Source organism: Methanobrevibacter sp., assembly GCF_045611865.1.
Classification (GTDB): domain Archaea; phylum Methanobacteriota; class Methanobacteria; order Methanobacteriales; family Methanobacteriaceae; genus Methanocatella.
Genome location: NZ_JAZKXX010000025.1, coordinates 1 through 23,318 on the forward strand (window position 1 = coordinate 1; position 23,318 = coordinate 23,318).

General features: G+C 32.0%; 30 protein-coding genes. 8 read left to right on the plus strand and 22 right to left on the minus strand.

From position 1 onward, the window contains the following. Window positions 1-63: 63 nt before the first annotated feature. The 5 genes from ACKI32_RS02505 to ACKI32_RS02525 form a co-directional block, all read right to left on the minus strand. The gene (locus ACKI32_RS02505; RefSeq protein WP_407413152.1) at window positions 64-189 is read right to left on the minus strand and encodes a hypothetical protein; all 126 of its coding nucleotides are present in this window, start codon (window positions 187-189) and stop codon (window positions 64-66) included. 1,238 nt (window positions 190-1,427) lie between these two features. Next, a complete protein-coding gene (locus ACKI32_RS02510; protein ID WP_407413154.1) occupies window positions 1,428-2,396 on the minus strand; it encodes a hypothetical protein in 969 nt (322 codons plus the stop codon). 64 nt (window positions 2,397-2,460) lie between these two features. After that, the gene (locus tag ACKI32_RS02515) at window positions 2,461-3,762 is read right to left on the minus strand and encodes a hypothetical protein (protein WP_407413156.1); all 1,302 of its coding nucleotides are present in this window, start codon (window positions 3,760-3,762) and stop codon (window positions 2,461-2,463) included. A 1-nt stretch (window position 3,763) separates the two neighbouring features. After that, on the minus strand, window positions 3,764-3,925 hold the full coding sequence (locus tag ACKI32_RS02520; RefSeq protein ID WP_407413158.1) for a hypothetical protein: 162 nt from the start codon (window positions 3,923-3,925) through the stop codon (window positions 3,764-3,766). A 5-nt stretch (window positions 3,926-3,930) separates the two neighbouring features. Next, window positions 3,931-4,071, minus strand: a complete 141-nt coding sequence (locus tag ACKI32_RS02525; protein WP_407413160.1) for a hypothetical protein — start codon at window positions 4,069-4,071, stop codon at window positions 3,931-3,933. 236 nt (window positions 4,072-4,307) lie between these two features. Between ACKI32_RS02525 and ACKI32_RS02530 the strand changes: the two genes are divergently transcribed. After that, on the plus strand, window positions 4,308-4,682 hold the full coding sequence (locus tag ACKI32_RS02530) for a hypothetical protein (RefSeq protein ID WP_407413162.1): 375 nt from the start codon (window positions 4,308-4,310) through the stop codon (window positions 4,680-4,682). A gap of 14 nt (window positions 4,683-4,696) precedes the next feature. Next, window positions 4,697-4,933: a hypothetical protein gene (locus ACKI32_RS02535; protein WP_407413164.1), complete on the plus strand. Its 237-nt coding sequence runs from the start codon at window positions 4,697-4,699 to the stop codon at window positions 4,931-4,933. Window positions 4,934-4,970: 37 nt separating this feature from the next. Here ACKI32_RS02535 and ACKI32_RS02540 read toward each other — a convergent pair whose 3' ends face one another. From ACKI32_RS02540 to ACKI32_RS02550, 3 genes are all read right to left on the minus strand, one after another. After that, window positions 4,971-5,702, minus strand: coding sequence for a hypothetical protein (locus ACKI32_RS02540; RefSeq protein WP_407413166.1), 732 nt, complete (start codon window positions 5,700-5,702; stop codon window positions 4,971-4,973). A gap of 231 nt (window positions 5,703-5,933) precedes the next feature. Then, on the minus strand, window positions 5,934-6,401 hold the full coding sequence (locus ACKI32_RS02545) for a hypothetical protein (RefSeq protein ID WP_407413168.1): 468 nt from the start codon (window positions 6,399-6,401) through the stop codon (window positions 5,934-5,936). 311 nt (window positions 6,402-6,712) lie between these two features. Next, entirely contained in the window at window positions 6,713-6,871 is a 159-nt protein-coding gene (locus ACKI32_RS02550; RefSeq protein WP_407413170.1) for a hypothetical protein, read from the minus strand. A 230-nt stretch (window positions 6,872-7,101) separates the two neighbouring features. On the opposite strand from ACKI32_RS02550, the gene ACKI32_RS02555 reads away from it, so the two are divergent. Further along, window positions 7,102-7,305, plus strand: coding sequence for a hypothetical protein (locus ACKI32_RS02555; protein WP_407413172.1), 204 nt, complete (start codon window positions 7,102-7,104; stop codon window positions 7,303-7,305). A gap of 34 nt (window positions 7,306-7,339) precedes the next feature. Here the strand turns inward: ACKI32_RS02555 and ACKI32_RS02560 are convergent, their stop codons facing one another. From ACKI32_RS02560 to ACKI32_RS02585, 6 genes are all read right to left on the minus strand, one after another. After that, on the minus strand, window positions 7,340-7,489 hold the full coding sequence (locus ACKI32_RS02560; protein ID WP_407413174.1) for a hypothetical protein: 150 nt from the start codon (window positions 7,487-7,489) through the stop codon (window positions 7,340-7,342). Window positions 7,490-7,522: 33 nt separating this feature from the next. After that, a complete protein-coding gene (locus tag ACKI32_RS02565; protein ID WP_407413176.1) occupies window positions 7,523-7,657 on the minus strand; it encodes a hypothetical protein in 135 nt (44 codons plus the stop codon). Between the two features lie 54 nt (window positions 7,658-7,711). After that, window positions 7,712-9,121, minus strand: coding sequence for a phage terminase large subunit (gene terL / locus ACKI32_RS02570; RefSeq protein WP_407413178.1), 1,410 nt, complete (start codon window positions 9,119-9,121; stop codon window positions 7,712-7,714). Further along, a complete protein-coding gene (locus tag ACKI32_RS02575; RefSeq protein ID WP_407413180.1) occupies window positions 9,114-9,914 on the minus strand; it encodes a hypothetical protein in 801 nt (266 codons plus the stop codon). Before ACKI32_RS02575 ends, terL begins: the two co-directional genes overlap by 8 nt. A gap of 13 nt (window positions 9,915-9,927) precedes the next feature. Then, window positions 9,928-10,176, minus strand: coding sequence for a hypothetical protein (locus tag ACKI32_RS02580; RefSeq protein ID WP_407413182.1), 249 nt, complete (start codon window positions 10,174-10,176; stop codon window positions 9,928-9,930). Window positions 10,177-10,395: 219 nt separating this feature from the next. Further along, window positions 10,396-10,587, minus strand: a complete 192-nt coding sequence (locus ACKI32_RS02585; protein WP_407413184.1) for a hypothetical protein — start codon at window positions 10,585-10,587, stop codon at window positions 10,396-10,398. A 344-nt stretch (window positions 10,588-10,931) separates the two neighbouring features. Between ACKI32_RS02585 and ACKI32_RS02590 the strand changes: the two genes are divergently transcribed. Further along, window positions 10,932-11,213: a MarR family transcriptional regulator gene (locus tag ACKI32_RS02590; RefSeq protein ID WP_407413186.1), complete on the plus strand. Its 282-nt coding sequence runs from the start codon at window positions 10,932-10,934 to the stop codon at window positions 11,211-11,213. A gap of 270 nt (window positions 11,214-11,483) precedes the next feature. After that, window positions 11,484-12,182, plus strand: a complete 699-nt coding sequence (locus tag ACKI32_RS02595; RefSeq protein WP_407413188.1) for an endonuclease/exonuclease/phosphatase family protein — start codon at window positions 11,484-11,486, stop codon at window positions 12,180-12,182. Between the two features lie 121 nt (window positions 12,183-12,303). On the opposite strand, the gene ACKI32_RS02600 is transcribed toward ACKI32_RS02595, so the two are convergent. Together ACKI32_RS02600 and ACKI32_RS02605 are read right to left on the minus strand one after the other, a co-directional pair. Beyond that, window positions 12,304-12,531, minus strand: coding sequence for a hypothetical protein (locus ACKI32_RS02600; protein WP_407413190.1), 228 nt, complete (start codon window positions 12,529-12,531; stop codon window positions 12,304-12,306). A 10-nt stretch (window positions 12,532-12,541) separates the two neighbouring features. Continuing rightward, entirely contained in the window at window positions 12,542-13,351 is an 810-nt protein-coding gene (locus ACKI32_RS02605) for a hypothetical protein (protein WP_407413192.1), read from the minus strand. A gap of 100 nt (window positions 13,352-13,451) precedes the next feature. Between ACKI32_RS02605 and ACKI32_RS02610 the strand changes: the two genes are divergently transcribed. Further along, complete coding sequence (locus tag ACKI32_RS02610) at window positions 13,452-13,589, plus strand: hypothetical protein (RefSeq protein ID WP_407413194.1); 138 nt, start codon at window positions 13,452-13,454, stop codon at window positions 13,587-13,589. A 671-nt stretch (window positions 13,590-14,260) separates the two neighbouring features. After that, window positions 14,261-15,361 carry a hypothetical protein gene (locus tag ACKI32_RS02615; protein WP_407413196.1) on the plus strand — a complete coding sequence of 367 codons (1,101 nt, stop codon included), beginning with the start codon at window positions 14,261-14,263 and terminating at the stop codon, window positions 15,359-15,361. Between the two features lie 12 nt (window positions 15,362-15,373). Here ACKI32_RS02615 and ACKI32_RS02620 read toward each other — a convergent pair whose 3' ends face one another. Next, window positions 15,374-15,922, minus strand: coding sequence for a hypothetical protein (locus tag ACKI32_RS02620; RefSeq protein WP_407413198.1), 549 nt, complete (start codon window positions 15,920-15,922; stop codon window positions 15,374-15,376). Between the two features lie 358 nt (window positions 15,923-16,280). Here ACKI32_RS02620 and ACKI32_RS02625 point away from each other — a divergent pair, with 358 nt between their 5' ends. Next, window positions 16,281-19,703, plus strand: coding sequence for a hypothetical protein (locus ACKI32_RS02625; protein WP_407413200.1), 3,423 nt, complete (start codon window positions 16,281-16,283; stop codon window positions 19,701-19,703). A gap of 249 nt (window positions 19,704-19,952) precedes the next feature. Here the strand turns inward: ACKI32_RS02625 and ACKI32_RS02630 are convergent, their stop codons facing one another. From ACKI32_RS02630 to ACKI32_RS02650, 5 genes are all read right to left on the minus strand, one after another. Continuing rightward, on the minus strand, window positions 19,953-20,114 hold the full coding sequence (locus tag ACKI32_RS02630) for a hypothetical protein (protein ID WP_407413202.1): 162 nt from the start codon (window positions 20,112-20,114) through the stop codon (window positions 19,953-19,955). A 49-nt stretch (window positions 20,115-20,163) separates the two neighbouring features. Then, on the minus strand, window positions 20,164-20,562 hold the full coding sequence (locus ACKI32_RS02635) for a hypothetical protein (RefSeq protein ID WP_407413204.1): 399 nt from the start codon (window positions 20,560-20,562) through the stop codon (window positions 20,164-20,166). A gap of 198 nt (window positions 20,563-20,760) precedes the next feature. Continuing rightward, the gene (locus ACKI32_RS02640; protein ID WP_407413206.1) at window positions 20,761-21,687 is read right to left on the minus strand and encodes a hypothetical protein; all 927 of its coding nucleotides are present in this window, start codon (window positions 21,685-21,687) and stop codon (window positions 20,761-20,763) included. Between the two features lie 13 nt (window positions 21,688-21,700). Further along, window positions 21,701-22,639 (minus strand): hypothetical protein, encoded by a 939-nt coding sequence (locus tag ACKI32_RS02645; RefSeq protein ID WP_407413208.1) that lies wholly within the window; start codon window positions 22,637-22,639, stop codon window positions 21,701-21,703. Window positions 22,640-22,651: 12 nt separating this feature from the next. Further along, window positions 22,652-23,146 (minus strand): hypothetical protein, encoded by a 495-nt coding sequence (locus ACKI32_RS02650; RefSeq protein ID WP_407413210.1) that lies wholly within the window; start codon window positions 23,144-23,146, stop codon window positions 22,652-22,654. Between the last annotated feature and the right edge of the window lie 172 nt (window positions 23,147-23,318).

The window sequence follows — 23,318 nt, forward strand, 5'->3', positions numbered from 1 at the left end:
ATATATGCAAGAGTTGAAATAAAACTAACATTAACAATGACGGATGTTAATGTAAAAAACACTTCAGAATATTGAAACTAAAAAGTAGCTATTGATTATAATAACATTAACATTAACGTTAACGATAGCAAAACCAGAACCAGAATTGACATTAACATTAACGATTGCGATTTTAAAAGTTGTTTTCACCTGCACTGCGATATATATGCAAGGGTTGAGATTTAATCAACATTAACAATGGCGGATGTTAATGTAAAAAACACTTCAGAATATTGAAATTAAAAAGTAGCAATTGATTATAATGACATTAACATTAACGATTACAATAGCCATGGCCAAATCCAGATTAACATTAACGATTGCTATTTGTTAATAGAAACTTGCTTTTGAAATGCTGTTAATGTATATCTTATGTTAAAAAGTATTTTAATTATTGATAATGTTGTTGTTAATGTAATGTACACATCATTATATTGTATGTAATGTAATTTGTTTTGATTTAATCCATTGCAGAATTAATTATTTGATAGGTTGCATCAGTTGGGAAAAATAGTTAATGTTGGGATCAATCCACCTTGCCATACCCATGTTATAAGCGAGCCAATTCGCCAGGCCGAGACCACGCCGAGCGTAAGCGAGGCGTGTGTTGAGGCCTGGTGAATAGAATTGGCGAGCATAAGTATTAGGGAGGAACCGACCCTTGCCGGTCGGTTCCGTAAGATAAGACACCAATAAACATTATATTTTAATAAGCATATCATTAAGTTCCGTCCGAGCGTAAGCGAGGACTGGACGCCTTGAGCGATAGCGAAAGGCAATACTATAGACCTAACAATAATGGCATTGTCAAATTTAAGGAACAGGGGCTTGTCCCCTGTTCCGAGGTTATGGATTTGGAATAGTTTGCTTTGTCACACTTAGGAACCGACCCTTCAGCGGTCGGTTCCGTATATTAAAACATGGACAAGAATGATATTATTTGGTAGGCATCAGCATTATGTTCCGTCCGAGCGTAAGCGAGGACTGGACGCCTTGAGCGTAAGCGAAAGGCAATACTATAGGCCTAACAATAATAGCTTTGTCAGAGTCGAGGAATAGGGGCTTGCCCCCTATTCCGAGTTTATGGATTTAAGTATTTTAGTTTGTCAGATTTAAGAACCGACCCTTTAGCGGTCGGTTCGAGGTTTATGAAACTTGGAAACATAATTCGTCGGGCATTGCGCATTCGTGGGTAATTAAAGGGGGGCTTGTCCCCCCTTAATTAGGCATTAAGGGTTTCAATGCACGCTGCTCCCCACATGATGAAATATAAAAATTATAGAGGAAGTGAAACACATCAAAAAACACTTCCTCCACTAAACTAAATCAAAGAGTGATTCAATGAAAATCTATAGCTCAAGTGGAAAAGTAAGAAAACACTATCATAGCTATATTCTAGTTCTATTGAATCCCATGTCCTTTAAAATTTTATTATATTCTTCACGAGTTGTAAAAGAAGGTGAATCCTCATCTCCAGTACTTCCAGTTGAGCCAGTCTCACCTGTATCTCCAGAGTTTCCGGGATTCCTCCCTCCGGGTGTGGAACCATCATTACTAGCTTCGATTTTTATTCTTCTTTCAGCAAGCTTTTCCATTAGCTCCATATCTACATCCCCGGATAATAGCTTATCAATTATTTCTTTATCTTGCTGATTTTCATTATAGTTAAAGTTATATTTAGCCTCGTACTCTTTTATTTTTCTTTCGTTTTCCGCTTTTCTTAATTCAGATAATTCTTTTAATATATCATCTTTAGAATCAATGAAGTCCTTATTCTCTTCAATATCTTTTTGTATTTCTTCATATTTTTTAGATTCTTCTTTTAGATTATTAATTTCATCCTGAAGCTTTCCGATTTCCGCATCTTTGCCTTGCAGCTTTTCTAATAATAAAGTAGTTGCTACATTAGTATCTTTACTAGGTGGTTGAGGTTGTGGCTGCGGAGCAGGTGCCGGATTTCCAGCATCTCCAGTTGCGCCGGTTTCTCCAGTTATATCTGAGTTCAACAGGGTAATTTTTCTAGGGCTTTTTGTAACGCCAACATCTATTAAGCTCATTTTATCAATTCCATATGAATCTCCTTTATCTTTCAGTAAAACATCAACTTTAGGAGATAATCCTTTTCCTTCCATGTCCAGTTCATCCGGAATTTCAAGGAATAGCTTTCCCTCTTCATATTCAATATTATTTCCAATACCTACGTAGATATTGTCATGTTCTGCGGTTAAAGGAATTCCTCCACGATAGTTTTCAGCTATTAGTTTTAGATCATCTTCAGTCCATTCTACAGGTTTTGTTAACCGTTCATCCAAGTCAGAATAATCATATGATCCAACTTCAAAAAGTTCATGCCTCATAATTAATCACACATTATTACAATATTTATTATTTACTTTATTATTTTATTTATATAAATATTTATTATACTTCAACACCACTCTCACTTAAAATCCTCTCTCCAACAGGCTGTTCCTCTTCAAAGTTACTTAAATAGTTTTTATAGATTTCATCACCTTCAGCTGAAAGTTCCATTACATATTTAACAACATCGTCTCTGGAATAGCTGAAGTAAACATTATAACTTTCTTTAATGCCCATTAATTCCATTTGCCTTTTTAACAATTCATTACAATGCTTTAACACCCACTTCTGGTCATTAGCTACATTAACAATAAACCCGGTAATAGCTGAATCGTTAATGTACTCTGCCACGTTCTGGTTAGATTTTTCATTACCTGCCTGAGACTGAGGAGTTACAAAAGTCCTTAAAATATTATTTCTAAAGATTTCCGTTTGCCTTGTATAGTCTGACTGGTAGTTATTACCACCTAATATTTTAGATTCAATTCCTGGAGGTACAATAGCTACATTACTTCCGGCCGTGGTTCCATAGTCTGAGTATAAGTTTTCTTTAGCGGTTGTTGAAAGCTCTGTAATATAGGGCTGGCCGTTTGCATCCATTGCAGGCTTAACTTCAATAATATTATCCTTATTAATACGCTCTACCTGGTTGCGCTCCAAGTTACATTTATGAAAGATATCATCAAGGCAGTTGAGGATAATGCTTTGCGCTTCTGAGTATATCTCATTATACATGAAGTTAATAACCTCTTCCGGCTCATACTTGACCGTTAATGTTCCCTCTTCAACACTTACAAAATTAGCAAAGTCTTTAGGAGATCCGTTAACAACATCCTTAGGCATTTCATGAAGATATAGCTGCACCTCATTATCATCATTAAATTCTTTTTTAAGGCCGTAACCGTGTGCGCCGATTTCTAAAAAGATAGGTTTAACATATTTACCAATATCAGTATCCCAACGCTCTACAGGTTTAATAAGACCCTCACCATCTACCATTCCCGCTTGCAGAATATTTTTCGCAACTTGTGAGATGTCTATTTTTCTGGCCCAAAGGATAAGAGTTAATTTATCCTCAGCATCGAGTTTTTCATCCTTATCAACCAGAACCATATTAACATTAGCTTTATCAATTCTGTTTTTCAAAATTCCTGAAGTATAACCGTCAAGCTTAACAGCATACCTTGCATTAGCTATAGTCTTATTGATTACAGGAGGAAGTGCTTCTTGAAGGTCAAGGCCTGTATTGATGCCGTCAGTTCTAGGCTGCCTTTCATCCTCACCCCAATAGCTGCGCTTAGTATTGTACTGCTCCACACGGTTATTCAATAATCTGGTTTTAATAAAATCAGTAACGCCCATATTATCCGTTTCCAATAGTTACATTAAATAAATCATCATGGTCAACAATATTAAATCTTCTGAGTTTAAAGTCAGTGTATTCCAATAGCTTTTCCAGTTCATGGCAGGCACTTAAATTAGTATCGTGTCCTTCATAATCCATTTCGATGAAAATTCTTCTCATTAACATTACCTCTCAAACACTTCTCTTAAGTCATAGTTCTCTTCTTTAATTAAACAGTAACATCTGTACACTAGGTCAATTATCAATAAACTAACTATTGCATTGATTAAAACCAATCCGACAAGAATGCCAATCATTTCATACATTACCAATCACCTAAAGAGTTTATTCTAGGAAATTTATTTATTTCTAGTAAGGATATTTTTCACTTGAAATTTACCTTATTATATTTTTTATATAAATAAATATTATATTTTTTATATAAAATAAGTATCACTAGATTAAATTTATAAGATGTTATTAAGATATAATAAAATTGAATAACAGGAACTGATGATTAAAAATGACTTATTGGAATTATATTTGTGATACCTGTGGATTTATGACAGAAGAACAATTAGCTATATATCAATGCCCAGTCTGTGGAAGCCAAATGAGATTTAGAAAAGGAGGTTATCGTGGAGAAAAAGGCGTTATAGATAAAAAAGCTAATGTTTATTTTGTAGAAGCATGGATTGTACTGGTCATATCCGGAGGATTATTCCCAATAGGAATTGTAATCTCAATTGTCCTGGTTTTAATCACTAGAAAAATATTAAATAATCACTACCGAGATAATGCCATTAGACTTTATTCTACTGAAATTTTAAACAATTCCTGGAAAAATTACACATGTCCTTATTGTGGAAATACCTACAATGGTCAAAGACCCAACTGCCCTTATTGTGGCGGAGTAGTAAATTACCCTTATGACTAACCATGGTGTAAACTATGTTATTTATCATTAGCATATTTATTTTAATTATTCTAATAGCATTATACTATTCTTTCAATAATAAAAAGAAAAATAAAGAAAAATATCCCTATGCAATTCCAAATGAACCCCCATCATCATTTAGGCCACAAAAAAATTATTACACTAATAATGAAGAAGAGGAAGAACCTTATTATCTATATGGTGATGACTCTAACAATAATGATCAAACAAATGATGACTTCGATTTTTAAAAATAGAAATAGATAAAGTTCAAAAAGTGTATGAACTTTATTTTAAATTATATTCACATTCTTTATTTAACGGGCAATTATAACATTCAGGATCAGTAGGACGGCAGTAATCTTTACCAATAAACCTGCACGCTAAATCAATGAGTCCTGGGAATTCAGGATTAATTTCTCTAGCTTTATTTATTACATGTTCTTCTGATACATCCTCATCATTGAAATACAATCTGCCCATTACTCTAACAATATGTCTGTCAGTAGAAATATCTATTGCAGAATAATCTTTCATTTTAATTTTAAAATCTCTTGCAAGTATATTGGCTGCCATAGTTGCTATTCCAGGACCAACACCCTTAAACTCAAGAAATCTAGATACAATCTCTTCACTAGTTAAATTATAAGACCATATGTTTGTAGCAACACCATCATAATCATCTTTAATTTTATGTACAGCTTCATAAAAGAATTCAGCGCATTGATTATTGAATCGGTGGTATTTGCCCTCATTAAATAACCTTTTATATTCATCAACAGGAACATCAGCAAGGAAATCAATATCAAATTTACCTAATTCCTTATATATCTTATAAGGTATTGACCATGCTCTTTCAGCAGCAATTTGTTTATCCATTACACATCCCAGTACAAATGCGTGAGGGTATTCATCAAAATTATTTAATAAATCATTTACTTTATAATCATCTACAAAACGAACATAATTATCATCGTTTTCATAATGTGATTTAGCTATTTCTATCAATTTGCTTTCCATGTTTTCATCCCCATAATAAAACGTGTTTATAATATTTTATATAAATTAAAGCAAATAAAGTAAACTGATAAAATCAATTGCAACTCCAAATTACAAATTGCAATTCATATTGCAATAATTGCAATTCCAAAAAAAGATTAACATTAACATTAACAAAATTAATATCTAAAGAGTATAAGAATTGCAATTTAAAAATAAATAAAAATAAAAAAGTAATAAAGATATAAAAACTTATTCAGAATTTATTTCTTTATATAAAGCATTTACATCTTCTATATTCATTTCATGATAAGCCAAATTAATTAAAACAAATCTGAAGATTTCTTTGTTTTTGCTGCTGAGGTCCTGAAGATCAGTAATGTCATAGTCATCCATATAGTAGAGAACCATTTCCTGGAATAAATCTAAAGGCAAGTGATTTCTTCTAAGTTCATCATCATCAGTTTCAGCACCATCACTAGGTTTAGTTGGAACTTCTTTGTCTTTCAATCTTAATCTGATTGATTTAGTTAGATCATTAACTTTATCCATTGCTTCATGCAATTCCAAAATTTCAGTATCCAGTACGTTCCTGTTTTGCTCAATTGCAATTTGACAACCTAGTTCATAAAGTTCTCTGTTGGTTAGACCAGATAATTCTTTAGCCCTGTCTGCTTTTGCCTTATCAGCTTTAATGTGAAAGTCAACTTTAGGCTTCATTATCCCATCTCCCAGAAAAAGCTTTTTAAACCATAGCTATTAATAACTACGGGTATCCTATCCTTATCATCTTCTATTATCCCGCTAGAAGATATTTCATTAATACTTTTCATGCATAAACACTTCCTAAATTCAACTCGAAATTGGAAATGCGAAAAAAATAATTTGTGTGTATTACACTAATTTATATAAAAGTTTAAATATAACTAAATTAATAAATTATAATTAAGTTTAAACTTATGATTATGGAATGATTGCCGTCATTTCATAATTACTTTCTCGTACTATTTTTTTACACATTTTCAATAATTTTAATCTAATGTTGTTTGATTACTGTCTCTTTTTAAACCCTCTGTAATATATCTTGTAATAAGATCGACCTCTTTAGTCTGAGTTTTCCTGGCATGCACTTCAAATTCAATTGCCAGCTCTTCCGAAATTCTAAATGATTTTTGCTTAGTATTTGGCATGATTATCACTCACTCCAATATATAAATTAATTTTTAGAATTACTACTATATAAAATGATAGCAAAATATGAATTTATTTTTTTATTTTATCTGTATTATATTATATTATTTTATTATGTTAATATAATAATAAGTTGTATTGCTGTTATAATTTTACAAATGTAAAATTGCAAGAAAATTATTATATCTATTTTTTCGCGGGATGAATTTTTTGAGGTCTGGTTGAATTGTTGCACAGGAAACAGTCCACGCGGCAGTCCATTTTATGGACTGTAGTCCATACATCCATCCATATGGACTACCTCAAAAATTGTGTACCCCCTGAAAATTGCGCTGATTCTGGAAAGATAACAATGTTATATGCGCCGGACTATGTTCGCAGGCAGCTATTTTTTCAAAATTCTGGAAAAAGCAGTCCATCATCCAGTCCATAAACAGTCCATAGTATAGTCCATAATTAGTCCATCACTATGGACACCCTAAAAAAAGAAGCTCAATTTGGCCTTGGATTTCAAACACACATGGGGTACCCTTGATTGGGTATAGTCCATCAGTCCATACATCCATCCATAAGTCCATTTGCAGTCCATAGTCCAGTCCATCCACAACTATGTCCATAAACAGTCCATCAAGTAGTCCATACTTTGTCCATTAGTAAGTCCATAAACAGTCCACTACATAGTCCATAGTTAGTCCATAGTATAGTCCATCAAGTCCCTTATATAGTCCATAGTTAGTCCACAGACCAGTCCATAATATGTCCATCTGATAATCCATCATGACCATAATATAGTCCCTACATTAACATTAACGTTTAATATTCACATTAACGATAGCTATTTAGGTAGAATACCATTTATCGACATCAACTCTTCTTGTTTGAGTTTCTGAAACTAATTTTTCATAAGCACCAGTGAAGGCCACAACACAGTCATCATGAATAGCTTCATTAGGATATGCTGTGATTTTCTCTAAAAATTCCATAGCCCATTTTTTAGTAAACCCTGTTCTATCCTTTCCAACCAGGAAAATTCCATTAAGCTGGATGTCAGCCGATACTCTTCTGGCCCTATCAACTTTATTCTCACGTGAGTTTCCAGTTCCAGTTGTGAATCCTCTTCTGTTTAACTCATCAATAACCAACAGGCCGAAGTTCTTCCCAGTACTTCCGTCAATTTCTATATATTGCACGTCTGACTTGTCACGTGCTGCAGTGTTAATGATTTCATTAATTAAGTTTCTAGATTCCAATTGAAACTCATATGAATCTAGGATGTAGATATTGCCGTTTAAATCTTTAGCCAGCAATACTCCTGCAGTATAATCCGGATCGGATTTTTTCATATTGGTGTCGTCCAGGACTTCGGTTGCAGCAAGATCCCAATACCTGATGATGCGGATGATTGGAATTTTTAAAAATTCGTCATGAGAGATCAAGTGGAAATCTGATTCATCAAATAGCTCACCTTTAACTGAAGCATACCAGTTACCGTTCATTAACTGCTCACGTGTAACCCTATCCAATCCCATAAGGTATTCTTCATAGTCCTTGCGGTCTAAATAAATATTATCCAAATAACTGGAGCTGATAAAACGAATTTGTTCTTTATCTTGGATGTCCTCATCTATCTTTTCGATGAATCTTTCACGCACCCATTTATTCCCACGCTTACCAGGATTACTTGAAGCCATCAGTTGAGTTGGAAGCTTATTGTCTTTAGTTTTCCGCACACGTGAACGCATATAGATATATTTAAAGCGCTCCAGTTGCGTTAACTCATCAATGCCAATGAATTGATATTCAGAACCTTGATAAGTATCGAGGTCGTTAATGTTCCTGAGATATCCAAATGTTAATGAGTTGCCGTTTGGAAATGTCCAGGAATGTTCAGTACCATCCCACTTTGGCCTAATAGCTGGGTCTCTTTGAATCTCTTTCCTGTTCAGCCATTGACTAGCTTTATGTATTAATGCGCCTTTTCTTTTCAAATCAGATAATGTTCTTCTTAAAATAAGTGCATGGTATTCATTAACATCATCCTGAACGTAGAATAAGGCCCTCATTAATAAGCTGGTGGATTTACTACCTCCAGCAGCACCTCCAATAAGAACTTCTTTTTCTGAAGCCAAAATCATCTCAGCTTGTTTGACAAATGGTCTGAAGGGTATGTATGGATTTTCATATACACATTTCTGAAGAATAGCTTTATCTCTTGCATCTAAATAGAATTTGCCGTTTTCATCATACATTATTATCATCTATTTGTTTTGCAAGGACTTCTATTTCATTCATAATGTCTTTTTGTGAGATTTCAATTTTTTTGTCTTCAAGTTCTAAAACACGATTCTTAAATAGTCTATCCATTTCATCTTTGAATAATCTATTTTTAGCTTCAAATGCTTTAACAGATAATTCTAAATATCTTACTTTAAGTTCTGCTAAATCAAGTAAGTATCTGGGTAAACTTTTTTCATTTGCATTATGTCTTATTTCATGATCAAGTTTTCCAAAATCAATTTCTATACCTACAGCATTTTTTGTTATACGATCTAAATTGTCGAGTCCTGTTTTAATGTCGGTTACCTGTTGTTGAAGAATTGTATCAATAGCTATATCTATATTGTCATTGTGGATGTTATTGTCGGTTATTTGTTTTTGGTTTATTGCTCGGTTTGTTAACGCTTCTTTATTTGGATTTTTACTTGTATCTTGTAGGTTGTATTTCTTTTTGAATCTTGAGAATGTTGCTCTGCTAACTTTTATTTCATGTTCGTCAGCTAGCCATCTTCTAATGTTTTCATCTGTTGCTCCAGATGTTTTCATTGTAATTATTTCATCCAGTAATGTTTCTAAGAAATCGCTTTTTGTTAGTTTTAGTTTTGCTTTGAATTTTCTGTAGGTATTATCCGGTACTTCTCGACCATATCTATTTTTTAATAACTCCCTGACTTCATTGTTACTCATTCCTTTTTTGCAGCAATTTATTATTTCTTGTTCATGCTGTTCGAGAAAAAAGATAATGTCGGAATTTTTCCTGCCCATAGGAGGCGGCCTCCTATAAATATCTTAGTTCTCTTTCTAGTTCTGTTTTTCTTTCCTGCACAATCTGATATTCTGCTTGTTTTATTTTCCGTTCTAATTCGGAGTCGGTTTCCATTGCGGTTATTGTTTTTTCTGCATCACCTCGAGCTATTATTTTAGCTCCAATTTCGTATGCGTCTTTGTGCGTAAAATCAGATTCGTTTACTATTCTTTTTAGTGTGCTTTCAACTCTTGCACTAACGTTGCTTTTTCTTACTGCCATAATTACACTATATATTATTTATATATATTAATATTAGTGTTTATATATATGGATATATTACAAAAAAAGTAGTCAAGTTATAATAAAGTATTATTATAACTTAGGTATATTATTAATTTTTAAGAGTAAATAGTTTAAACTATTTACTGCTTATTTTTTAAAAAACTGCACTTGGATTTTGTGTAGTTTTTATTTTATTTAAGATTGTTTTTTCTAGGGTTAATCGTCCAGTGCGTCTAATTCTTTTTGCAAATCATAGATTTGCATTTCCTTATAGACCCTTTCGAATTTCCCTGTTTCTATAAGATATGCACCAACTTCAAGTGCATCCCTATATGTAAAATTTGACTCTTTGATTATTTTCTTTTTATCTTCATCCATATATGAGGATGTGTTATTAACATTTGCCATACTATCTGTTCCTAATAATTTACTACGTATGTAAACATATAATATCTTATTATTTTTTTTATATAAAAAGGTATAGTTTTTATAAATTAATTTTAAGTTTATTTTATCACAATTTATTATTAACTTATGCGATTAATGTAAAATTTAATTTTAATTAATTAAAACTTTATATTGGAGGAATTGGTCGTTAATGTTGATTATTATTCGTTTTTAAGATATATATAAAAGTTTTAATAAGTATATCCAAATTTAATAAAAGTTTGTTCGGTGTTAATAGAATAATAATAGAATCATAATAATATAAAAATAGCATAATATTTAATTCATAATTGATATAGATATATATGTTTAACGATGAGGAAACCCAGGCATATGATCAAGCATTTGCCTTTGTCAAACGTAGTAAAAATCGTCAACATGTTATAAGAATCCTATCAACAGATCGTAAAACTCCATCCGAAATTACAGAAACTATGGATGCTAGATTCAGTCTAATATCAAAAATACTATCCGATTTAAAAAGCAGAAATATTGTTGTATGTATAAATGAGGACGATAAAACTGGAAGATTGTATAAATTAACAGATATAGGCTTAGAAATCTACAAAGAGTTAGAATCCAGCTAAATGTTATCTTCAATATAATCAAATGTTAATGTTAAATAATCAATAGCTACTTTTTTTCTTTTAATTTATTTCACCGACATTAACATTAACGATGGCGTTTCAGGATTTGGATTTAGATTTTACACTGCGATATATATGCAAGAGTTTTAGAAATTAAGTTTTGAATAGCTAATGGCCGATGTTAATGTTAACAAATTATATACACAAATTATAATAATATTCCGTATTATAAATATTAATATAGTTTGAAATAATAAGGGTGAGTATATTATGAAAATTATTTCTTGGAATGTTAATGGTTATTTTAGTGAAAGGTTTTCTGCTATTCTTAAAGAAGATGCAGATATTTATGTAATTCAAGAATGTGAAAATCCATTAATAATTGATTCAGAAGAATATAATGAATTTGCATCTAATTATTTTTGGGTTAGTGAAAATCCACGTTATGGTCTTGGAATATTTGCTAAAGATAATGTTAAATTGGAATTAGCAGATTTAGATGATAAAGGACTTAGATATTTTCTACCTGTCACGGTTAATGATGATTTTAATCTTTTAGGCGTTTGGACTAATCCAAATATGGAAGGACGCAAGGAAATTTATTATCCTAAAGAAATTACTAAATATTATGAAGAACACAAAGATTCAGGATTCTTCAATGAAGACATGATTATCTGTGGAGATTTTAATTGTGATGTTCGATTAGTTAATAAACGTCATGGAGAAAATGTTTATGAAATGATAGAAAAGTTATCTGAAAAAGGACTTGTGGATATATATCACTATTTAACCGGAGAACAAGAAGGAAAAGAATCAATCCCTACATTTTATTGGCGTAGGAATTTAAATAGTCCTTTTCACTTAGACCATGTATTTTCAGCACCTGATAAAGTTAAAAATTTACAAATTGGTGATGCTGATAACTGGCTAGGAATAAGTGACCACATGCCACTTACCTTTGAAATTTAATGCATTAACATTAACATTAACGGCAGTGATTTTGAAAATGAAACTTGATTTTAAACCCCGATATATATGAAAGGGTTTCAGAAATTAAGTTTTGAATAGGTGATGGTCGGTGTTAATGTGGTTATGGGAATTCACTAGCTATTTCATGATATTTATCACTGACAATAGCTACAAAGTCTTTTATTTCACCTGTGACTTCTAGAGTATCTATATCTACTTCTTTGAGATAACATACGCTGTTAATGTCTTCAGGTTCATCTGTTTCTGCAATACTATACCAACCCATTATCATTACCGGTTTATTCTTTGGGAATTTTTTTAATTCTTCTATCATTTGGCCGCAATTCATATTATCACCGTTAACTACTATACAAATCTGAGAATATCCAACTTGGATCATATGCTATAAGGTATCCGTCTTCACACCATAATGATCTAACATTTCCTGAAGTTGTGTCTGCTACGGCTGCAGGGTCACGGTTGATCCAGTTACCTTCAGTATGTTTCTTATGTCTGAGTCTTAATCTGATATGTCCAGTACCGCTTACACGACATTTAACGTGGACAAATTGCACATCATAACCTAAGCTTTTAGCAATACGATAATAGACTTGTCCCCAGTCTACACAGTTGGAACCTTTACCTTTGCTTGCATCATTAATGGTTTGTTTATCAGTTTTCTGTGAATCAAAGTACTTGCTATATAATTCCTTTTTTGCTATAATAGCTAAAGCCTCATCTATGGTATTGCCTTTATAATTGAAGGTTTTGATAAAGAAATTCATTGTAGTATCATTATAGTCTGGTAATGTTGATTTCCTATATACTATGGCAGGATATCTTCCATTAGCTTTGATGAATGCTTCTGTCCTTATGGCCATGTCAACATATTCAGCTTTGTCTATCTGAAGGCCGTCCTTTAATGTTACATAGTTTGGAAGGAAGTCTAAAGAAGTGTTATCTTTAATAACTGCCATTGTGTACATACATACTAGCTTATCATTGCCTAATTTTTTCGCGCGCTTTTCTACGTCTTCACAACTACCTTTTAATTTGAATATTTGGTAGTAATCTCGTTTCTTATATTTCTTTTTGTTCTGGAGCAGCCAGAAGGCAATTGAGTTCATGCCTTGGCAAAAGTTTGTCCAGGTTATACTATCTCTTGACATATTATTTTATTTATATATTATAGTATTATAATTTTTATATAAGAGAAATAATATTTTGTATTTGGCCGTGTAATACATTATTTTATTATGATTATTCTTGATGGATGTATTAGTTAGGGTATATGATTTTATGTTTACAGGTGTTGCAATTCCTGTTGCAACTATTGCAATTTTGTTGCAACTCTATTGCAATCCGATTGCAACTGCCAAAATTTTCAGGATGAAATGTGGAATCTGAGTTGCAATTATTGCAATTCTTTTATTATTTATTTGTTCAATATTATATAGAAAAAGTTATAAAAAATTGAACAATTGTAATTTTAAGAAAGTTAAATTTAACGTCGGAGAGAAATTGCAATTTTGTTGCAATTTTCCATACATGAATTGCAATTTTGTTGCAATTAATTGCAATTTTAAAAATCTGAAATATCGATAATTGCAATTTTGACCCTATTTTCCTTGAAGTTGCAATTCATTATTTTGGTGTTGCAATTATTGCAATTGTGAATGTATACACGAATGTATATAAATTATTGTACTACATAGCGAAAGTGCAGTATGTCAAGTGGCACATCTGTATGTCCAAGATACCCCCTATTTTCGCGAAATTGCAATACCTTAATATAATACATATATTGTAGTACAAGTATTACAATAATGAATCGTTCCTGCAAGCAAACGGCATACCTTGAAAAATAGCAGAGATCGTTTTGATTTTTCTCAAAATCTGAAATTTAAACAATTTTCAACATTTTGTGATGTTGTTCAAAAGTTGCAATTCTGAAAACTGAGTTGCAATTCCAGTTGCAACTGTTGCAATTTTTGTTGCAATAAAATTGCAATTAATTGCAATAGCTATAAAATATAGTTGTGATAAAACTATGTATGTTAAGGATTGGAGTGAAAGTGATGGATGAAAAAACTCTTGAAAAAAAAGATTATTCCATTGGCCAGGAATTCGAAGTTAAGAAAAATACTGCCAATGCAAATAGGATAGGATTCAGCAATACAATCTTTGGAGTTGGAGAAAAAGTCTATGTCATATCTGAAAATGAACGTGATAGCTTAATCCAACAATTAAACCAAAGAGATGAATACAAAGCTAGAATCAAAGAAATTGAAGCTGACATTAACGATGAGGATTTGAAAGGTGAACTTCAGGAAAAGGATGCAATGATTGCAAATCTAAAAGCAAGAGTTGATAATCTTGGAAAGGAACTTGAAGAATCTAAAACTCAGCCTAAAGTCTATGATAAGGATGAAGTGGAAGAATTAAAAGAAAAAATTAAAGTTGCTAAAGGTCAAGAAGAGTATTGGCATAATGCTTATAATAATCTGATAGATTCATCAGATGGTCTTGCAGCTAGAAATGAAGAGCTGATCAAAGAAAATGAAAAGCTGAAAACTACCAATGATAATATCAACCATACCAATCAACTGCTGAATAATAATTTAATGAGTGTAAATCAAAACTATAAAGAATCAAAAGCTGAACTCCAAGCCGATTTTGATGCAAAAGAAAAAGACTTAAAAGAAACTATTGAAAAACAACAAGCACATATAGATGAATTAATGGAGAAAGTGCAATCTCTTGCTATTCTTAAAGATTATATTTCCCCTAAGGAACATTACGCTGCACTTGAGGAATTAAAAGACAAAATCAAAGAAGTTGAAAAGGAACTCGACAAGGCCAAAGCTGAAGTTGACCTGAAACTTGCAACACAAAAATCTGAAATTGATATTAAGCACACTGAAGAAAAAGCACAAATGCTATTAGCTTATAGTCAAGAACTGAATGCTCATAAATTGAAATATAATGAACTTGCAAAAGACTATAATCATTTACTTGGAGATGCAAGCTCATTATCAAGAATAAATACATTATTCTCTGGAAGACATAAGACAATTGTTAAAGATAAAGAACCTGTGGAACTTGAAGAGATAGAGGTGGAAAAAGAACCAACAGAAACAATTGAATATGTCCCCAAAGATGAAATAACTTTAATTTAACATTAACGATAGCTATTCCTCATCTTCAATTGAATCTAGAATTTCATCCATCAATTTAGAAGCGTTAATGTTATTTTCCTCACCTAGTTCATATTCGATAACAGAGCCAACTATGTTATCCAGGGATCTGTCCTGAATAGCTGAGATGACTCTTAATTTTTTGTGAGTATCTGGATCTACTTTAACATTAATTCTTTTTCTTGGATTTCCTTTTTTCAATAGCTTGTCATTAAGATCGTATGTTGTATTATCAATATCAAGTCTTTGCAGCCAATCAAAGCCGTCTTCAAATTCATCAGCATTCTCAAATGCGTCCTTTACATATTCAACAACATCCAATCCAGCAACTTTGTTTTCTATAATTTCTGTAGCTATTTTCTCTAATGTGGTGTCTTTTGCTGTTGCAATTATTTTTAACTTCTTATGGGTGTTTGGAAATAGTTTAACTGTTATTTGCTTTTTAGGAGTCTTTGTTTCGTTTATGAAATCTTCTTTGACTTGTTTCATTTCCATTTCTCTTTGGACATGTTTCTCAAGTAACTCTTCATGTTTCTCTATCATGGTATTTCCTCCTGTGAATTATTTACTATACTTAAACTAAAAATGTATTTACATATTTAATGCACTTGCATATAATTATATTGTTGGCAGTATATAAAGTTTATGTTATTGGTAAAATAAGCTGTCCATCTCTGATGGACCGGTTGCGACGAGCAATGCGAGTCGCAATAGGTATATACTGAAAAATTAGGTATTGGTTGGGTTAAAGTGACATTAACATTAACGATTGGTATTTCATTACTGGAATTATTTTAATTACTAGAATTTTTTTCTAATGGATTTGAATAGCAATTATTAATAACATATCGCACATTATATATAACATATTATTAATCATTTTATGTTACGGAGGGTAATTGTGATAAACAAAAAGTTAATTGTATTAGTGATTTTTATTGTAAGTTTATTAACAATTTCAGTAGCAAGTGCGACAGAAAATGTTACAAGTGATGTTGTAAGTATAGGAGACTCAAGTGACGAATTTGTAAGTGTGAATGCAGATTATGTTAATGAAACTGCAAAAGCTACTGATATTTCAATAAATGTTGATGATAATAATAAAGTTGGAGTAACAGAAGAAAATGAACTGGGAGCTTCTTATGGATCATTTTATGATTTATCTAGAGAAATAGTTAATGCAAATGGTACGTTGGATTTAACTAGGGATTATTCCTATAAAAGTAGTATTGATGATTATTATGATGGAATACCTATTGATCTTTATCAAAGGACGATTACAATTAATGGTAATGGGCACACAATAGACGGGAAAGGTCAGGGAAGAGGATTTGTTAATGATGGTACCTGGGGCGTTGTTTTAAAAAATATAAATTTTAAAAACATTAATGGTGGTGCTGTCTATAGTACTCGTTTTACTGCTAATTGGATTTTGTCTGGTTGTAGTTTTGTGAATTGTTATAGTGATGATGGTGGTGCTGTTACTTTCTATGGTGCTAATTCTACTTTAACCGATTGTAGTTTTGTGAATTGTTCTGGTGATGATGGTGCTGTTTATTGGAATGCGGATAACAGTACATTATCTCGTTGTGATTTTATAGATTGTTCTGCAAAGTATGGTGGTGGAGCTGTTAATTGTAAAGGGGTTAATAGTACTTTATCTCGTTGTACTTTTGAAAATTGTTATGCCAGATATGGTGGTGCTGTTTATTGGCAGGGAGATAATGGTAGTTTATCTAATTGTGATTTTAAGAATTGCAGTGCTCTAAATACAGGTGGTGCTGTTTATTGGGGATCTACTAATAATGGTGTTTTAACTCAATGTGATTTTGTGAAGTGTTTTAGTGGTGCTCAAGGTGGTGCTGTTTATTGGGGAAGTATAAATGGTGTTTTATCCAATTGTTTCTTTGGAAATTGTCATTCTAATTTTAGTAGTGGTGGAGCCATTTATTGGGGAAGTATAAATGGTGTTTTGTATAGTTGTACTTTTTCATTGTGTGATGCTAAATCACAAGGTGGTGTTGTAAATTGGAATGGTGCTAATGGTACTTTATTTGATTGCGGTTTTTATACTTGTTTTAGTAATAGTAGTGGAGGTGCTGTTTACGGAGAAGGTGACAATAGTAAATTATTCAATTGTGTTTTCACTTATTGTTCTAGCGATGGTAGTGGAGGTGCTGTTTATTGGAATGGTGATGGATGTAGTGTTGCTGGATCTGATTTCCAAAATTGTTATTCTAAATGGTATGGTGGTGGGATTTTCATCAGTGGTAAAAATTGCAGTTTATCTAATTCAAGTTTCCAAGATTGTACTGCAGATAAAGAAGGTTCTTGGTATTATGGTTCAAACTCTCTCAATGTAACAATCAATAAAATACCAACAGTTATTACTGCACAAGATATTACTACTACTTATGGTGTTCCTAAAAATCTGGTTGTAACATTAACAGACAGAGACAATAACTTTTTATCAGGTGAAAAAATATTAATTGAATTAAATAACTATGAATATTCATTAAAAACTAATTCTAATGGTGAAACTTCATTTGACATTCCCGCAGATTTAATCCCAAAAACATATGTTGCTACCATAAGATATTCGGGTAATGATATGTACTCTTCATCAAATGTTACTGTCCGTGTTGTTGTAAATAAAGTGGGAAGTGCTTTAATTGCACATGATGTTACTGCTGTTTACAAAGGAGGTGAATATTGGGTTGCAACTTTAAAAGATGAGAAGGGTAATGTGATTAGTGGAGCACAGGTTAAAATTTTATTGAATGGTGAAACCAAAACCATAACAACAGATGATTGGGGATACGTTCCATTAACTATAGATAGTTTAGTTCCAAACACTTATGCTGCAACAATCACATTTGATGGCAATGACATTTACGTTGCATCAACTACTAATAGTAGTGTTGTTGTAAATAAAGCTGAAAGTGTTTTAACAGTCATAGATATAACTACTGTTTACAATAGTGGTAAAAATCTGGTTGCAACTTTAAAAGATGAGAATGGTAATGTGATTAGTGGAGCACAGGTTAAAATTTCATTGAATGGTGAAACTAAGAACCTAACAACAGACAATAAGGGGCAGGTTTCATTAACTACTGACGGTTTAGTTCCTAATACATATATTGCAACAATCACATTTGATGGCAATGAATTTTACATTAGAGTAAGCACTACTTGCAAAGTCATGGTAAATAAACTGGAAACCAGATTAACTGTAAAGTATGATAAAAACAGTAAAAATATTGTTGCTACCATAAAAGATGCAAATTACAAACCTGTTAGTGGGCTTAAAATTGGATTTGAAATTAATGGTGTGGAATATGTAGTCAGTGATGTTAACGGTCAGGCAAAATGCTATGCTTCAGATATGACTGATGAAAATTATACAGTTACTGTAAGGGCTTACGGAAATGAAATATATGCTGATTCTAACAATGAAACTGTCACAGTTCCAACAATCAAGATTTCAACCACTTTAACTGCTAGTGATGTAACTACTGTTTATAATGAGGGTGAAAATTTAGTTGCAACTTTAAAAGATGAGAATGGTAATGTGATTAGTGGAGCACAGGTTAAAATTTCATTGAATGGTGAAACTAAGAACCTAACAACAGACAATAATGGGCAGGTTTCATTAACTACTGACGGTTTAGTTCCTAATACATATATTGCAACAATCACATTTGATAGTAATGATATTTACATTACATCAACCACTACTGCCACTGTTGTTGTAAATAAGGCAAGAAGTGTTTTAACAGCCAGCAGTATTAGTACGGTTTATAATGATGGTAAAAAATTAGTTGTTACTTTAAAAGACAACAATGGTCAAACTATTAAAAATGCTCAAGTTAAAATTTCATTGAATGGTGAAACTAAGAACCTAACAACAGACAATAAGGGGCAGGTTTCATTAACTACTGACGGTTTAGTTCCTAATACATATATTGCAACAATCACATTTGTAGGAAACATTAATTATGATAAATCAACTAAGTCAGTTAAAGTCAATGTTAAAAAAGCAACTCCTAAAATAATAGCTAAAACTAAGACATTTAAAAAATCTGTTAAAACTAAAAAATATTCTATAACCTTAAAAAATAATTTAAATAAAGTTATGAAAAACACTAAGGTTACTATTAAAGTCAATAAGAAGACTTATACTGCTAAAACCAACAGCAAAGGTATTGCAACATTTAAAATTACCAAATTGACTAAAAAAGGAACTTTTAAATCAGTAATTAATTATGTGGGCAGTAAATACTACAATAAAGTAACTAAGACTATTAATATCAAATGCAAGTAGATGTTAACTCATCTACTAACCTTATTTTTTAGATTAAATAGAATGAATTATCTCATTTTTTCATGTTCTTATTTTTTTAAGATATCTCATTATTATTAATTTAATGAATCAACATTAACATTAACGGAAGGGGCATCGGATTTGAATTTAGATTTTAACCTCCGATATATGCACGAGTTTTAAAAAGTAGATTTTCACTAGCTAATGGCGGCCGTTAATGTTCAGATAAATAATGAATAAAAAAATAATTTATTTATATAACTGACTTACATCTTTAACTAGTATTGTAATCCATAATAAACATATTATAATGCTTGCTGTGTCGAAATTATGTTTGAAAAGAATGTATATTGAAAACAAAATACCGAGCACAGATACTATAAGTGAAATATATTTTATTTTGTCTGACATTTCTATCACCATTTAATAATTGTGTTTAATAGATATAAATTTTGTTATATTAAAATTTATCAATGTCACGGTTATGGATCCACTCACGATGTTTGCCAATGGCCACACGGACAATAACGTCAATGAGATCAAGTTCATCATTCTGTTTGAAATAGTATTGTGCAGGTCCTTCCAGCATCTGTCTTAAATCATAGAATGGTTTTGGTTTAACAGCTTCAGGATGCATTAGGCCGTAGCTCTTCAATAGCTTGATGTTTTCTGTTTCGTATTTCTCTAATTTGGATTTATTGACTTTAGTTGCGACTGTCTTTTCTTTTTTGTCGAATAGCTTAGCTATTTGTGAAGAATCAATTAATATGCTGGATTCAATTAACAGTAATGTTATTTCCTTACCTTTGACTGTTAATGTTGTTACATACGAATTTTTATTATCTAAAAATAATTTCATTTTATAGCCTCTGATATATATTTATAGCTATTGTTCCATATAAAAATAGTTGAAGCTGGGAGAGGGTCTTATCCCAGCTTGTTAAGGAATTTGGAGTTAAAAAACTCTTAGCAGAAGAGATAATATATTCTTTATCCCCTTACACGCAATCTCTTAATCGAAAGGGCAACAATATTTAGGAGATCTTTTTGAATTGCTTTAAGCTCTGAAATTACCTTTGATAATTCTATTAGGTGCGTTCATTAACACACCGACGGAGGAAAGTATGAATAGCTTTGTATACATAGGTAATTCATCTCTAATGTCCTTACGCATGAATTCAATTAATGGATAGAAATCGTACATCTCACCGTCCGGGCCTAAAGGTGCAACGGTTGTTCCTGTAGTCCTGGAGTATAACAATTTCATTCCTGGGTTAATGTAGTCCATACCAATGTAGGTTTTGTCACCCATCTCTGAACCGCCATCACAGACAGCAGTACCTAAGATATCGATGTTGTCTACACCATAATAGCTTTTGATTAATTCTACTGGTTCAACTTGCCTATTGCTTGAGAATATGTCAGACTTTAATGTAGTGAGAGATTTATAACTAACAGCCATTGAATTTAAGTTAGTGAAACTTCCTGCTGATTCTTTGAATTTTTCCTGAGCTTTAAGGATGGTCATTCCAGTGTCATCACCAGATTCAAAATTATAGGTGGCTACTTTAGATGAATTCATTATCATGTCAATAGCTGCCTTTTCAATACTCCTACCGATTAATATTCCTACGTCTTGTAACATGTCATTAACACTGATTAAATTGGAATCTAACATTTGAGCAGAGACATTTAAGACACCGCCGATAGTATCAATGGAGACAGTTTCACTGATTGGTTTTCTAACGTTTAATTCCTGAAGTGTTGCGCCAGGAGCAATATCTTTGGCCTCACCAAGTACGCCTGCTTGAATAGCTTCCTCGATATTGACTCTTTGAGACATGTAAGTATAATATTGTGAGTTTTCCTCTATTTCTTGCTTTGGTAAAAGTCTTGTGAATTTCATCCACTTTGCGGATGTATCAGCAACAATCTGTGCCATTACTTCATTTTGTACTTTAGCATCATTTCCTTTTGTTAACATTAACATAGCCTCCTTATGGTCTGCAAGTACCTTTCAAAGCAAGACCAGGTTTATTTAATAATATTCCTACTTTACTTTGTATAAATAATTTGGTATATTGAGGTAATTCATCATAGATGTCTTTACGCATGATTTCAATGAGAGGATAGAAGTCTGCAATGTTTTCATCACTGGTAATTGGTGCAACAGTAGTTCCAGAAGATTTGGAGTACAATACTGTTAATGGTGCATTCCTAAGATCAAAACCTATGTATTGTTTGTCACCTATTAATGATCCGCCGTCAGCTTGAGTAGTTCCTAAGAGATCAATATTATCAATACCGTAGTATTCTTTAATGTCTTCTACAGGTTGTACTAATTTGTTTGAACTGTAAGCTAATTGTTTAACGTATGATAATGTTTTGTATGACTCTGCCATTATTGTTAAATCAGCTCCAGCTCCAGCATTACCTTTGAAGGCTTCTTGAGCTTTAAGAATAAAATTACCAAATGCATCCATAGTATCCTCTGTTTGGGTGGTATTGTACGCTGGAACGTTTGGTGAACTTATTAATGTATCGTAAATGTTAAATTCAATACGATTTGCAATAACGGTAGCTACATCACCTAATAAATCCTCAAATGAAACAATGTCACTGTCAAATACATCTTTATTAACATTCAATACTCCACCAACAGTATCTATAGATATAGTGTCTGTTACTGGTTTTCTAATGTTTAATTCTTGTAAAGATGCACCTGGAGCAATGTCTTTGGCCTCACCAAGTAAGCCTTTTTTAATAGCTTCATCGAGATTAATGTTTTGTCTAAAGTATGTATAATAATCTGAATTCTCTTTAATTTCTTGTTTAGGAAACAATCTAGCTAACTTCAACCTTTTTGCAGTTTCATCAGTAATAGTTTGAGCTATTACCTCATTTTGTACTTTAGTATTATTTCCTTTTGTAATCATTCATTATCACCTTTATGTTTCACCGGTTGTTCCGATGTCGTATGGTCTGAATACTTCAATGTAATTGTAATCATCTGAGCTAGTTACTGGGTGCATTGCAATATATTCACCGTCATCTGATTGGATAGCGCCAGTACTGGTTAAAGCTATTCTATCATTAACAGCGATGTCTGATAATCCACTAGCTAACTTTAATCTGAATAAATGACCTAAAACTAAGATAGCTGTTTTTCTTCTACCGCCAGTCATGGTAACTGGATCGTTAACTGCAATACCTAAAATGATTTCTCCTTCATCTCCAGAGAATTTTTTAACTGTAGGTTTTCCAATATCTGAGTTATCAGATAATGTTACAGCGTCATCAACTTTGATTTTATCTCCCGCATACTCATATCCTGGAGTTTCTCCAGTTGGAGTTGTTACGGTGGTTGCAGTAATCTCACCTTCGTCCAATAAGAAGGTTGTAACTTCTTTACGCTCTTCTAATAAAATAATAGAATCTGCCATTATTAATGTCCTCCACTTATATTAAATATTATATAATTTATTATTTATGTTATATAAATATCTCTATATAATGGCTACTTTTTTTAATTTTGCGTGGAGATTGACATTAACATTAACGATTGACATTAACGATTTAAAATAGTGATTGGGGATTAATATTGTTTTGATAATG